Raw genomic sequence first — 13152 nt, forward strand, 5'->3', positions numbered from 1 at the left:
GCCGCGGGCGCGCTCGTGTTGGCCGACGTGGCCACCGAGGACGAGGCCCTGGCCGCCGAGGCCGCCGGCGCGGACGCGGTCGCCACCACGCTCGCCGGCTACACCCCCGACCGCGCCCGCACCGAGGGCCCTGACCTGGCCCTGGTCGAGGCGCTGGCCGGTCGGGTGTCCGTGCCGGTGATCGCCGAGGGACGCTACCACCGCCCGGCCGACGCGGCGGCGGCGATCGCGGCCGGCGCGCACGCCGTCGTGGTCGGCACCGCGATCACCGTGCCGGCGTGGATCACCGCGAGGTTTCGCGAGGCCCTTCCGGCGCGGTAGCGGACGAGCGCCGACCCGGCGGAGGTCGTCGCCGCCGATCGGAACGACCGTGGGTCAGGTCCCCGGCAGCCGCACCACATCGGACACCGGTCCGAGGTGGGCGAGCTTGTCGGGGTTGGTCACCGAGTGGATCGCGTGGACCACGCCGTCGGCGATGTCGAGTTCGATCACACTGGCCACGCGTCCTTCGGCGTCGTACGTCACGACCCCCGGCCGGCCGTTGATCCAGGCCGGCCGGAGGGAGAGGCCGAGGATCCGGAACCGGCGGAACCCGCCGACGAGCAGTTGTCCGACGCGCCGGGGTTCGGCCACCGGCTTGCCGATCGCCCGTGCCTTGCCGCCGCCGTCCCCGAGGAAGACCACGTCGGGCGCGAGCATGCCCAACAGGGCGTCCAGGTCGCCGCCTTCGGCCGCGTCGAAGAATCTGCGGGCGAGTTCCTCGCCCTGTGCCCGCGCCGGGGGCGGCGCACTGCCGCGCACCCGCCCGGCGGCGATGCGTTGCCGGGCACGCGTGAAGATCTGCCGACAGTTCGCCTCGGACTTGCCGGTGCTCCTCGCCACGTCCGGATAGCCGTACCCGAACACCTCGCGCAGCATGAACACCGCCCGCTCCACCGGCGACAGGGACTCAAGCAGGACGAGGAACGCCATCGACAGCGAGTCGGCCAACTCGGCGTGCGCGGCCGGTCCCGTGTCGTCGTCGGGCATCACCACCGGTTCGGGCAGCCAGTTGCCGACGTACATCTCCCGCCGCACCCGCGCCGAGCGCAGGTGGTTGATGCCCAACCGCGTCACCGTCGTCGCCAGGTACGCCTTGTGATCGACGATCGTGGTGCCCGCCTGCCGGGCCCGGGTCAGGCCGAGGAACGCGTCCTGCACGAGGTCTTCGGCGTCGCCCACGGACCCGGTCATCCCGTAGGCGATCGAGAACAGCAGCGGCCGGTACTCGGCAGCGTCCGTCTCGTCCGCCGACTGCGACACGGCTTCCCCTTCACCGGCTCGGATATCGCGGCTCATCGCCCTGCCCTCACGCTCGGGGACGCTTCCGCACGCCGTCCGGCAGGGTATCCAAGGCGCCCGGCCGTCGATCGCGCGCACGTGCGGTCGAGCGGCGGGTCGTCCCACGAGGGGTCGGAGTTCGTCATGGCCCTTGAGACACCACACTCCCCCGGGCTGTGACACGGTGTGAGCCGGCTCACAGATGAGCGCCGCACTGTAGAGACGCACGTCACATCCGATTCCGTCACAGCCTGCCGGGCCGTCCTGTCTTGGAGGGGTGACAGACACCAACGGTCAAGGAGTGCACGATGGAAGCTCGACTGAACCTCTTCGCAAGCCCGGTCGCGGCCAAGTTCGCGAAGCACCTCGTCGCGGCGAACAAGGCGCTCATGGAGTCGACGCTGCCGGCCTCGACGCAGGAACTGGTGAAACTGCGCGCCAGTCAGATCAACGGCTGCGGCTTCTGCACCGACATGCACGTCAAGGACGCCGAGCACGCCGGCGAGACCCCGGCGCGCCTCCACCTGGTCGCGGTCTGGCGGGAGGCCACGGTGTTCACCGACGCCGAGCGCGCCGCCCTGGAGCTGACGGAGCAGGGCACCCGCATCGCCGACGCGGCCGGCGGCGTCACGGACGAGGCGTGGGCGAACGCCGCCAAGCACTACGACGACGAGCAACTCGCCGCCCTGGTGTGCGCCATCGCCCTCATCAACGCCTTCAACCGCGGAAACGTCATCATCCGCCAGCCCGCCGGCAACTACTAGTACTTCGTTACGTCTTGCCGGATGTGTCCGTCGGGAGCATAGCCCGCCCAGGCGTGGGCACTTCGCGCGCGGATCGTGTTGGCGTGCGCGGGGCTGGAGGTGCCGCCGATCGTTGCGGTCGCGCGGGATCTGCGGGTCGCCGCCGACACGGTCCGCAAGTGGCGGCGGCGCTTCCTCGTCGACCGGCTGGACGGCCTGGTCGACGAGCCCCGGCCCGGCCGGCCGCCCACCATCGGCGTCGACCGGGTGGAAGCCGTCGTGGTCACGACGTTGGAGAAAATCCCGAGGAACGTCCGGGTTTCGCTGCGCGGCGGCGAGAGCGGGACCACCTCCCGCCCGACGAACGCGCGCACCGTGTCCCGGTTCCACCCGAAGCCGGCACACACGCGAGCACCACGCCGCCGCACCGGCCCAGTAGCACTGTCGTATGATCTGGGCCACGCCTCGGGAACGCGCGAGAGGCGGCCGGACAGTCGAAGGGCGTGGCAATCAACTCGAGAGTCTGGGTGCGGGCCGGCGGCCCACGTGCCTTAGACGAGCCGTTCACCGAACAGGCCGGATCCGGTGACAACCACGCCGGCCGCACGACCGGCGACCGGGTGGTGGCGGCTGCGGCCGCCGTGGCGCCGAACCGCTATCAGGACGACGTGCACGGGACCCTGACACAGGAGGTCTCCACCGCCGGCCCGCGCTACCTCGTCCAAGACGTCGCGACGGGGGCTGAAGGCACGTGAGTACCGGCGATACAGGGCGCGCGGGCGTGCGTTCGCCTCTCCCTCGAAGCACCGGCACCACCAAGTCCCGGGGCGGCGCGCGAGCACGCGGCGGGGTCCGCCGCGCCGACCTCGTCGCCATGCTCATACCTACCGCGATCCTCGCCGCACTCGGTTGGCATCAGCGGTGGATGACCGACGACGGGCTGATCTTCACGCGCGTCGTCCGGCAGATAGCCGAGGGCCACGGCCCCGTCTACAGCGTCGGCGAACGCGCCGAGACCTCGACGAGCACCGCTTGGCAGTGGCTGCTCGTCGCGGCGCACTACGCCGGCCCATTCTCGGACGCGGAGAACGCCGTTTACCTCGGGCTGGCGCTCTCGGTCGCGGGATTCTGGGTGGGCACGAACGCCACACGGCGCGTCTTTCGGGGCCTCGGGGTCGAACGACTCCTGGTCCCCGCCGGGGCATTGGTCTTCGTCGTGATCCCGCCGGTCTGGGATTTCCTGACCGCCGGAATGGAGACTGGGCTGATCCTGCTCTGGATCGGCACATCGTGGGTGCTGCTGGTGACCGCGTGGGAGCGACCGGCGGGCGCGGTCGCCGCGCGGCGACTCCTGCCGAGCGCCCTGTACTTCGGGCTGGGGCCGTTGATCAGGCCCGACCTCGGGATCACCACCGTGGCGTTCCTGGTGGCGCTCGCCGCATTGGCGCGGTCGACGTGGTGGCAGTGCGCCGCGATGACAGGGGTCGCCGCGGCCCTGCCCGCCGCGTACGAGGTCTTCCGCATGGGCTACTACGGGCAGCTCCTCCCCATGCCCGCCGTGACGAAGGAGGCCGGGGAGTCACAGTGGGAGCGCGGCTGGGACTACGTCACCGACTTCAACCGGCCCTACCAACTGTGGATCCCACTGCTGCTCCTGGCCGGGACGGCCGGGCTCCTGCTGCGCGTACGCGTGCCCGACCGGCGAACCCGCGTGGTCGTCGCCACCCCGGTCGCGGCCGCGCTCATGCAAATCGGGTATCTGGTAAAGGTCGGCGGCGACTTCATGCACGGTCGGTTGTGGGTGCCGCTGCTCTTCCTGCTCCTGCTGCCGCTGCTGCTCGTGCCGTTCCACCGATCGGCGGCATTCGTCGTCTCCGCCGTCCTGGTCTGGTCGCTCGTGTGCGCGGTGGCGCTGCGGCCGGGCGGCGGGGCGACGACGAAGCCGGCGGTCCGGGCCGCCAACACGATGAACCAGGTGTGGAACGAGCGGGGCGTGACGACGCGCGCCACCGGTGAACACAACCCGGTCACCGCGTCGGCGCACATCGCGTACAACGAACAGATGTACGCGCTACTGCTGCGGGCGCGGGCCGACGGGCGGCGCGTCCTGATGCTAGACCCGCGCTACGGCGCCGTGTTCGGTCTGCCACCGGACTACGCGCTGCCGCTTCGGGCCGACGTGGACACCAGCGCGGTGCTGGTCATCGGCAAACTGGGCGCGGGCGGCGCGATGATGCCGCTCGACGGCCTTCTCGCCGACGTCTGGGGGCTGTCGAGCACGCTGGGGGCGCACCTGGAGCAGACCAACTTCACGGCGTCAGGACATCAGAAGCTGCTCGCCCCGGCGTGGAATATCGCCCTGTACGTCGACCCGACCGCATTCGCGAACGTACCGCCGAGCCTGGCCTCCCAGGAGCAGATCAACGCGGCTCACCGCACGCTGAACTGCGGCGCGGTGAAGGAACTCCTCGACTCGGTGACCGAACCGATGACGTTCGGGCGCTTCTGGAAAAACCTGACGGGCACGTACGACCGGACAGCGCTCCGGATCCCGGCCGATCCCGTGCGGGCCGAACACAAGTTCTGCGACTAGTAGGACTCCGTTGGGTCGGGATGGGTTTGGCGAGTCTGGGGGTGTTGGTTGGAAGTGGTCTGTGGCAGGTGTGGCAGGTTCCCGTCCAACAGTTCGGGAGGTCCTGGATCGCGTCGACGACCTGGTAGAGCGTCAGGCCGGTACGGGTACTTTTGGGGAGAGCCGTTGCTCGGTCAGGAAGGCGTGGGCGGCGGTGACCAGGGTGACGTGGTGATGCCACCCCGCCCAGGAACGGCCCTCGAAATGGTCCAGCCCCAGGGCGTGTTTCATCTCCCGGTAGTCGTGCTCGATCCGCCACCGGATCTTCGCCAACCGCACGACCTCCGTCGTCGACGTCCGGCCGGGGAGGTCGAACAGCCGGTAGTCGGTGGGGTGTTCGGCCCTCTCCGGCCACTCGACCAACAACCCGGCCTCGGGCAGGACACCGTCCCACGACCCGCGTTCGGCCAGGGCCGCCTCCCGGGTCGGACGCCGCACCGCCTTCCCCGCCGGCCGCACCCGCAACCGCAGGAACCGCGAACGCATGGCCCCGCGCGAACCCCGCCGCCAGGTCACCTCGGAGAAAGCCGCCCGGCCGATCCCGCCCACGAGATCGGCCGCGCTCACCACCGGTTCCCGATACCCCGCGGCCGGACGACACCCGGTCCCCGCCCACACGGGTGTCAGGGGGGTCGCCGCGGCGGGGCGCACGGCCGTACCGGACCGGATCGCGACCACGAAGGGCAGACCACGGTCGGCCAGTCCCGCGCGAAACAGGGCGTTGTTCCCGTGACCCGCGTCCGCCACCACCGCGGGCGGTCTCATCCGCCGGGTGGCGGCCTCGTCCAGGACGTCGAGCGCGAGCCGCCACTTCTCCCGGTGGCGCACCGCGTCCGGGATCCGTGTCCGCGCGCGCCGGTACGCGTCCGTGTCCCACTCGTCGGGCAGGAACAATCGCCACCCGATCGGGCACGAGGCGATGTCGGAGACGGCGTGCACGCTCACCGCGACCTGGCAGTTCGCCTGTTTCCCCAACGCGCCGCAGTACTGGTGGGCGACCGCGACCGACATGCGCCCGTCCTTGGGGGACGACACGTCGTCGATCGCCCACGCGAGCGGCTCGACCCTCGACAGCAGACGCTCCGCGATCCGCCGCCGCACCGGCACCGGATCCCACGTCGACGCGCTCACGAACTGCTGCAGGTTCTGCCCGTTGCCGTCCGGCAACCGCGACGCCATCGCCTCGACCGACTTGCGCCCGCCGTCCAACATCAACCCACCCAGGTAACACTCACCCTTCTCCCGCTGATCTTGACGCGGCACCGACGCGAACACGTCCGCCACGAACCCCGCCAACTCCGCCCGCAGGCCCCGAACCTGCCCCATGTCCACACCCACAACATGCTCCCGACGGACACATCCGACAAGACGTAACGAAGTACTACTACCGGCCCGGCCAACTCCACTGATCGGCGGCCGCCCGCCCCGGGTACCGCTCACGCGGCCCGGGGCGGGCGGCCGGTGGACAGTGACACCAGGACACAAGGCCGGCTCGGTACGCGCGGCTCACCCCAACGGGCCATCGCCGCCCACCCGTTGTGGTGATTCGCGGCGTTGTCGGCACGTCGCGCGTCGGGCGCACCGCTAGGTTTTTCGGCGATCGCCCGGGTATCGGGGAGCCTCCCCGTTCGACGGTGATCGGGTCCGAATTCCCCGCGCCCGGAGGCAAGGCACTGTGCGCACCGTCGGTTCGTCCGATGCCGGTCGGTCGCCCGGTGGGCCGCCGTCCCGACGTCGGTTCCTGCAGGGCGCCGGCGTCGTCGCGCTGGTCGGGGTGTCGGCGGGCCATGCGGTCGTCCTCGCCGATGCGGCGGAGGGCGGCTCGCTCTCGTTCACGGCCGCGACCAACGGGGCGGCGACCGTGCACCCCGCCGGCGGCGAACTGGTCGCGGAAGTACAGAACGTCCTGTGGTCCGTCCCCCTGAGCGGCGGTCCGGCCCGGGCCCTGACCACTCCCGATTTGGAACCCACCAGGCCGACGTTCTCGCCGGACGGTCGGCTGCTCGCGTTCGCCGCGTATCGCGGGGGCGGCTTCCATCTGTGGACGATGGGCCCAGACGGATCCGGCCTGCGGCAGCTCACCGACGGTCCATGGGACGACCGAAGCCCGGCATGGTCCCCCGACGGCACCCAACTGGCCTTCGCCTCCGAGCGCGGCGGCGATCCGGTGACGGGCAGCCCGTATCGCGTCTGGACCGTGGACCCACGCAGCGGCGCGCTGACCCGCGTCAGCGGGCTGCCGCACCAGGAGGGGCCGCCCGAGAACGGTGCGTGGGAGGACTTCGATCCGACGTGGTCGCCGCGCGGCGACCGGATCCTGTTCGTCCGCGCCGACGCCGGCGGTTCCGCGCCGGCGGCGAGATCGATCGTCTCCGTCCGCGCCGACGGCGTCGGCCCGGTGACCGTCGAGCACACCGACCCGGTGGCGAACGCGCAAATCGTGGCGCCGGCGATATCGCCCCTGGGGCGTCTCGCGTACGTCCGCACGACGGGAACGGCCGCCCACGAGGCGGGCAGCGCGTCGTGCACGTTGGTCGTCGACGGCAAGTCCGTACCGATCGAGGGCGACCTGCTCCCGGTGCCGCCCCGCTGGACGCCGGACGAGGAACTGCTGCTGAACGTCGACGGACAGTTCCGCATCGTGTCGCCCGACGCTCCGACGACGGGGCGCCGCATCCCGTTTCTGGCCACGCTGCCGCTCGACCGACCCCGATACCGGGCCAAGCGGCACGAGTTCGACGCACCGCGCGCCCGCCCCGTGCGCGGCATCCATCTGCCCGCGCTCTCGCCCGACGGCGACCGGGTGGTGTTCGCGGCCCTCAACGCGCTGTGGATCGCCTCGACCTCGGGCGGCGCCGCGCCGCGCCGCATCGTCTCCGCCCAACCGACCCGCTACGTCATGGCACCCACGTGGACGAGCGACGGACGCGGCGTGGTGTTCGCCGACGACCGCGACGGCCTGTTCGCGATTCGACGCCTGGATCCGGAATCCGGGCGGGAGACCGTACTGGCCTCCGGCGGCCGGGTACATCCGGCGCTGTCGCCCGACGGCACCCGGCTGGCGAGCCAGGACATGGCGGGCAACCTCGTCCTGACCGACCTGGCGAACGGAACCGAACGCATCCTCGCCGCGCCGCTCGCCGGCGGCGGGCTCCCCGGCAGGCCGAGTTGGTCGCCGGACGGTCGCCGGATCGCGCTGTGCGAACGCAACCGTCTCAATCGCCGCTTCCGCGAGGGCTACAACCTCGTCCGCGTCCTGGACACTGGCCCGGCCCGAGACGGCGTGGGCACCGACTCCGCCGGCCCCGAACAACCAAGCGCCGACCGGCTGTACGCGGTCGCGCCGCACACCTCGATCTCGGACCGCTACGACTCGGGGCCGGTCTGGTCCCCCGACGGCCGATCGATGGCCGTGATCGTCGAGTCCGCACTGTGCCTGCTGCCGGTACGCCCCGACGGGTCCCCGGACGGCGAACTACGGCACCTGACCACCGAATCCGCCGACCACCCGTCGTGGGCCCGCGACACCGGGCAGTTGCTCTACCTGTCCGCCGGACGGTTGCGGCTGCTCGACGCCCCTGCGGCGACGGGCCGCGCCCGCACCGTGCGCGTACCGCTGGACCACCGGCCGCCGACCCCGGCCGACCTCGTCGTGCACGCCGGCCGGTTGTGGGACGGCACCGGCGAGGCCGTTCGCGACGACGTCGACGTGGTGGTACGCGGCGGACGTGTCGCCGCGATCGAGCCGCACCGGGCCCGCCGCCCCGCCGTCCGCAGTCTGGACGCGTCCCAGCGCACCGTCCTCCCGGGGCTGTGGGACTCGCACACCCACCCGTGGCAGTCCACCTACGGCGGCCGGCAGACCACCACCCAGCTCGCCTACGGCATCACCACGGCGGTGTCCCTCGGCGGCTTCGCCTACGAACAGGCGCGCCTGAAGGAGGCCGTCGCGGCCGGCGAACTCGCCGGGCCCCGACTGCTGAGCACCGGGGAACTCCTGGACGGCGCCCGGGTGGCCTACAGCATGGGACGCGCCCACCGCACCCGAGCCGGGCTCGCCCGGTCGCTGTCCCGAGCGGCCGCCCTGGACTGGGACGTCGTCAAGACCTACGTCCGCGCGCCCGGCTGGCTGATGGCCGAGGCCGCCCGATACGCGCACGAGGAACTCGGGGTGCGGGTCGGAAGTCACCTGTGCTCGCCCGGCGTCAACCTGGGGCACGACCTGACGACCCACCTCCAGGCGACCCAGCGCGTCGAGTTCGGCCGCGCCGTCTCCGCGACCGGCCACGCGTATCAGGACGTCGAGGAGATCTACACCGCCACGAACTTCTCGCTGATCGCCACCCCGTTCACCGCCCTGGCCCTGCTCGGAGCCGATCCCGCCCTGGCCGAGGACGAACGAGTCACCGTACTGATGCCGCCGTGGGACCGCGACACGGTTCGGACCCTCGCCGCTCAACCGCCGACCGACGCCCGCCTGGCGGCTTTGGACACCGAAATCGCGATCTATCGGCGGGTGTTGCACGGCGGTGGCCTGGTCGCGCTCGGCACCGACGCGCCGCTGGTCCCGGTCGGCCTCCAGCTGCACCTGGGGCTGCGCGCGCTGCACGACGGCGGCCTGTCGGCGGCCCAGACCCTGCGCACGGCAACGGTACTGCCGGCCCGCCTCTTCGGCGTCGAGCGCGACCTGGGCACCCTGGAACCGGGAAAGCTCGCCGATGTCACGATCGTGGACGGCGACCCGTTCACCGACTTCGACACGACGGCGCGGACCGTCGCGGTGCTGTGCGGCGGCACCCTGCACGAACAGCCGGACTTGATCCGGGCGTTCGCCCCGGGAACGCCCAAGGCTTCTGCCGACGCCCCGCTCGCCCGGCCGTCGACGTAGCAGCCCTGGTCGATACAGCGAGCCGCTACGCCCCTGCCCGGAGTTGGGCGCCACCGACAGCGCCGCGCGGCCGGGTCCCTCCCCACCCCGAACCTCGAAATTGCAGGGGAGGTCCAACACCCGGGCCCGGTGCTAGCGTCACAACGGTGACCATCGACATCCGCGCGATCCCGGGCGCAGACGTGGAACAGGCACTGGCGCTCACCGAGTTGGCCTTTCACTCGAAGGAGTCGGAGGACGAGCGCGAGCGCAACCACAAGGTGCTGGCGACGTGCGAGCGGATCGGGGCCTACGACGGTGACACGCTTGTCGGCATGGTCGCCGCGCACCGGTTCGAGGTGTCCGTGCCCGGCGGCGATCTGCCGTGTGCCGGGCTCGACTTCGTGGTCGTCGCACCCACGCACCGCAGGCGCGGGGTGTTGTCGCGCATGCTCGACGAGCAGTGGCGCCGGTGTGCCGCGGCCGGGCAGGTGCTGTCCTGTCTGTGGTCGTCGGAGAGCGCGATCTACGGTCGCTTCGGCTACGGGCCGGCGACCGAGGGCTACGGCGTCGAGATCGATTCCGCGCGCCCGCTCGCGCTGCGGATCGATCCCGACCCGCGTCCGCTGCGGCTGCTCGACCCGGCGCGGGCGGCCGCCGTACTGGGGCCCACTTACGCCGCGCAGCGCTCGCGGCGCGCCGGTCGGATCGCCCGCGACGACGACTGGTGGTCCGCGCACGTGCTGCCCGACGACGAGGACGAGGGACCGATCCGTGTCGTGGTGCTCGGGGAACCGGGCGCCGCACCGGGCGGATACGCCGTCTACCGGGCGGAGGCCGGCGACGACGTGACGCGGGCGCCGGGTGTGATCGAGGTGTCCGAATTGGAGGCCGACGACGCCGCGGCGGCTGCCGCGCTGTGGGCCTACCTCGCCTCGATCGACCTCACGAGCAAGGTGGTGGCCTGGGTGCGGCCGCCGGACGACCCGCTGCTGTCCTTCGCGGCCGACCGCGACCAGGTGCGAGTCACCCGGCAGTTCCCCGCGTTGTGGCTGCGTCTGGTGGACGTGGGCGCCGCCTTGACGGCCCGGTCCTGGGCCGCACCCGTCGACGTCGTTCTCGACGTCCGGGACGGTGTCCTGCCCGCCAACCACGGGCGCTTCCACCTCACCGCCGGCCCGGACGGCGCGACCTACGAGGCGACCGAGGCCCCACCGGACCTCACCGTGGACGTACGCGAGTTGGCCACCTGCTACCTCGGCGGCACCCCGCTGGGCCGGCTCGTGGCGGCCGGCCTGGTCACGGAGCGGACGCCGGGCGCGGCGGACCGGCTCGACGCTGCGCTGCGGACACCGTTGTTGCCGTACGCGCACGAGGACTACTGACGGCCTCGGCCCGGCGAGCCGAACGGCCGGCAGGCCGCGGACGGGAGGTCCGCGGCCTGCCGGCCGGGTGGTTCGGTACCGAGCGTTCGACCAGCGCTGTCACAAAGAAGCACCCGCGTTGCTACCAGGCGTCCTTGCCTGTCGCCCGCGCGGCCGCGGAGGTCTTCCCCCGCCGGCGGGCCCCGAGCAGCGGGACGATGTTGAGCAGGAGGCCCACGATCGCGACCCCGGTGACGAGGTTGGCGCCCGGACGGTAGACGCCGAAGTCGGTGTCGCCGGCGGTGGCGCCCGTGGTGAGGGCGGTCACGACGGCGAGCACGAGCGCCGCGCCGACTTGGCCCGAGGTCTGCACCAGGCCGGAGGCCAGGCCCTGTTCGGAGTCGTCGATGCCCTCGGTGGCCTGGGACATGATCGAGCTGAAGCCGAACGCGAACCCGCCGCCGAGGAGCAGCATGGTGGGCAATATGGAGAAGGCGTAGTCGGGCGTGCCCCCCGCGGTGGCCAGGAACCACACGTAGCCCAGGCTCATCGATGCCATCGACGCGATCAGCAGCGGCGCCGTGCCGTAGCGGTTGATCAGGCGTCCGGTGAACGGCGAGCCGAAGGCCACGACCAGGCCGGCCGGCAGCAGGGCCATCGCCATCCGCAGCGCGGACCACCCCAGTCCGTCCTGGAGGTACAGGGTCATCATGAACTGGAAGCTCATGTAGGAGCCCATGAGCCCGACGATGCTCAGGTTGGCGCGCACCACCGTGCCGATGCGCAGGATGCCGAACCGCACGAGCGGGTGTGCGATCCGCTTCTCGACGAACACGAAGACGGTGAGCAGGACCACCGCCAGCACGACGGAGGCGAGGGTCAGCGGTGCGGTCCACCCGCGTTCGGGCGCCGAGACGACGGTGTAGACGGCGAGGAGCATGCCGCCGCTGAGGGTGACGGCCCCCACGAGGTCGTGGCCGCCGGAGTCCGCGCGGCGATCACGCGGGATCAGGAACCAGCCGGCGACCAGGGCGAGGATCGCGAGCGGTACGGGGGTGAGGAACGTCCAGCGCCAGCCGAACTCGGTGAGCAGCCCGCCCAGGATCAGGCCGGACGAGTAGCCGCTGGCCCCGAAGACGGAGAACACGGACAGCGCTCGGTTGCGCGCCGGCCCCTCGGGAAACGTGGTCGTCAGGATGGACAGTGCGGTCGGCGCGGTGAAGGCGGCGGCCAGGCCCTTGACGAAGCGGCTGGCGATGAGCAGCCCGCCGCTGTCCACGAGGCCGCCGAGCAGGGAGGCCGCGGCGAACACCGCGAGGGCGATGAGGAAGACCCGACGCCGTCCGAGGAGGTCGGCGGTCCGGCCGCCGAGCATCATCAGGCCGCCGTATCCGAGGACGTAGCCGTTGACGATCCATTGGAGCGAGGTCGCCGACAGGCCGAGTTCGTGGCCGATCGACGGCAGCGCGACGCCGACCATCGAGACGTCCAGGCCGTCGAGGAAGAGCACGAGGCACAGCACGGCGAGGACGCCCCAGAGCCTGGGTGTCCAGGCGGGGGCGAGCGTTGTTCGGGCGGTGGAGGCGGGCGGGGCGACCGACGACTCGGGAGAGGACGGTCCCGCGTAGGTCTCGACTGTTGGGGCCATGGCGACGAACATATATGCACGCACATTGAATGTCCACGCATAAAATGTGAGTGCAATAAATTTGCTTGCATGTTATGGGCGGTGGCGTTACCGTGACGCGATGGAAACCGAGGAACCGCTGGTCGAGAGTTGGCGCCACCTGTTGTCGCGATACAGCCTGGTCGCCCACGAACTCGATCGCGCCCTCCAGGCCGGGCACGGCCTGGCCATGAGCGACTACGAGGTGCTCGACCGCCTGGTCGCCGCCGACGGCTGCAAGTCCCGCATCCACGACCTCGTCGGCGACCTGCACCTGAGCCAGAGCGCGTCGTCGCGCGCCGTCGCCCGGCTGGAGAAGTGCGGATTCGTCGAACGCGCGATGTGCGACACCGACCGGCGCGGCGTCTTCGTCACCGCCACCGACGCCGGCCGCGCGCTGCACGCCCAGGCCCGCCGTACCCAAGTCGCGGTCCTGAAGGAGCACTTGGCCTGACGGCCGGGCGAGACGGCCCGCCACAGCCGGCCCCGTCGAGATCCCGTTCGCCCTGCGCCCGTCCGGACCCGCCCTGCGCCCGTCCGGACCCGCCGCGTGCCCGCCC

General features: G+C 71.9%; 11 protein-coding genes. 8 read left to right on the plus strand and 3 right to left on the minus strand.

The features are described 5' to 3' along the window. Window positions 1-321: nitronate monooxygenase (locus GT354_RS17000; RefSeq protein WP_161357144.1), on the plus strand; the 321-nt coding region annotated here is incomplete at its 5' end. Window positions 322-375: 54 nt separating this feature from the next. On the opposite strand, the gene sigJ is transcribed toward GT354_RS17000, so the two are convergent. Continuing rightward, window positions 376-1302, minus strand: coding sequence for an RNA polymerase sigma factor SigJ (sigJ, locus tag GT354_RS17005; protein ID WP_346012059.1), 927 nt, complete (start codon window positions 1300-1302; stop codon window positions 376-378). A gap of 326 nt (window positions 1303-1628) precedes the next feature. Between sigJ and GT354_RS17010 the strand changes: the two genes are divergently transcribed. From GT354_RS17010 to GT354_RS17025, 4 genes are all read left to right on the plus strand, one after another. Beyond that, a complete protein-coding gene (locus GT354_RS17010; protein WP_161357146.1) occupies window positions 1629-2084 on the plus strand; it encodes a carboxymuconolactone decarboxylase family protein in 456 nt (151 codons plus the stop codon). A 75-nt stretch (window positions 2085-2159) separates the two neighbouring features. Further along, window positions 2160-2618 carry a helix-turn-helix domain-containing protein gene (locus GT354_RS56510; RefSeq protein ID WP_346012060.1) on the plus strand — a complete coding sequence of 153 codons (459 nt, stop codon included), beginning with the start codon at window positions 2160-2162 and terminating at the stop codon, window positions 2616-2618. Further along, window positions 2567-2818, plus strand: a complete 252-nt coding sequence (locus tag GT354_RS17020; RefSeq protein ID WP_161357147.1) for a hypothetical protein — start codon at window positions 2567-2569, stop codon at window positions 2816-2818. Before GT354_RS56510 ends, GT354_RS17020 begins: the two co-directional genes overlap by 52 nt. Window positions 2819-2937: 119 nt before the next feature. After that, on the plus strand, window positions 2938-4656 hold the full coding sequence (locus GT354_RS17025; protein WP_161357148.1) for a hypothetical protein: 1719 nt from the start codon (window positions 2938-2940) through the stop codon (window positions 4654-4656). 132 nt (window positions 4657-4788) lie between these two features. Here the strand turns inward: GT354_RS17025 and GT354_RS17030 are convergent, their stop codons facing one another. Then, window positions 4789-6021 (minus strand): IS701 family transposase, encoded by a 1233-nt coding sequence (locus GT354_RS17030; RefSeq protein ID WP_161357149.1) that lies wholly within the window; start codon window positions 6019-6021, stop codon window positions 4789-4791. Between the two features lie 349 nt (window positions 6022-6370). Here GT354_RS17030 and GT354_RS17035 point away from each other — a divergent pair, with 349 nt between their 5' ends. Together GT354_RS17035 and GT354_RS17040 are read left to right on the plus strand one after the other, a co-directional pair. Then, window positions 6371-9583 carry an amidohydrolase family protein gene (locus GT354_RS17035; RefSeq protein ID WP_346012061.1) on the plus strand — a complete coding sequence of 1071 codons (3213 nt, stop codon included), beginning with the start codon at window positions 6371-6373 and terminating at the stop codon, window positions 9581-9583. A 146-nt stretch (window positions 9584-9729) separates the two neighbouring features. Continuing rightward, on the plus strand, window positions 9730-10947 hold the full coding sequence (locus GT354_RS17040) for a GNAT family N-acetyltransferase (protein ID WP_161357150.1): 1218 nt from the start codon (window positions 9730-9732) through the stop codon (window positions 10945-10947). Window positions 10948-11068: 121 nt separating this feature from the next. On the opposite strand, the gene GT354_RS17045 is transcribed toward GT354_RS17040, so the two are convergent. Continuing rightward, window positions 11069-12574, minus strand: a complete 1506-nt coding sequence (locus tag GT354_RS17045; protein ID WP_161357151.1) for an MFS transporter — start codon at window positions 12572-12574, stop codon at window positions 11069-11071. 100 nt (window positions 12575-12674) lie between these two features. On the opposite strand from GT354_RS17045, the gene GT354_RS17050 reads away from it, so the two are divergent. After that, entirely contained in the window at window positions 12675-13046 is a 372-nt protein-coding gene (locus GT354_RS17050) for a MarR family transcriptional regulator (RefSeq protein WP_161357152.1), read from the plus strand. The last annotated feature ends 106 nt before the right edge of the window (window positions 13047-13152 follow it).

Origin of the sequence: Streptomyces sp. SID3343, assembly GCF_009865215.1 — a bacterium.
Lineage (GTDB): Bacteria > Actinomycetota > Actinomycetes > Streptomycetales > Streptomycetaceae > Embleya.

Bases quoted from the DNA above. Each gene is read 5' to 3' on its own strand.
- GT354_RS17010 (WP_161357146.1), top strand. From the start codon at position 1,629: ATGGAAGCTCGACTGAACCTCTTCGCAAGCCCGGTCGCGGCCAAGTTC.
- GT354_RS17025 (WP_161357148.1), top strand. From the start codon at position 2,938: ATGCTCATACCTACCGCGATCCTCGCCGCACTCGGTTGGCATCAGCGG.
- GT354_RS17030 (WP_161357149.1), bottom strand. From the start codon at position 6,021: ATGGGGCAGGTTCGGGGCCTGCGGGCGGAGTTGGCGGGGTTCGTGGCG.
- GT354_RS17045 (WP_161357151.1), bottom strand. From the start codon at position 12,574: ATGGCCCCAACAGTCGAGACCTACGCGGGACCGTCCTCTCCCGAGTCG.
- GT354_RS17050 (WP_161357152.1), top strand. From the start codon at position 12,675: ATGGAAACCGAGGAACCGCTGGTCGAGAGTTGGCGCCACCTGTTGTCG.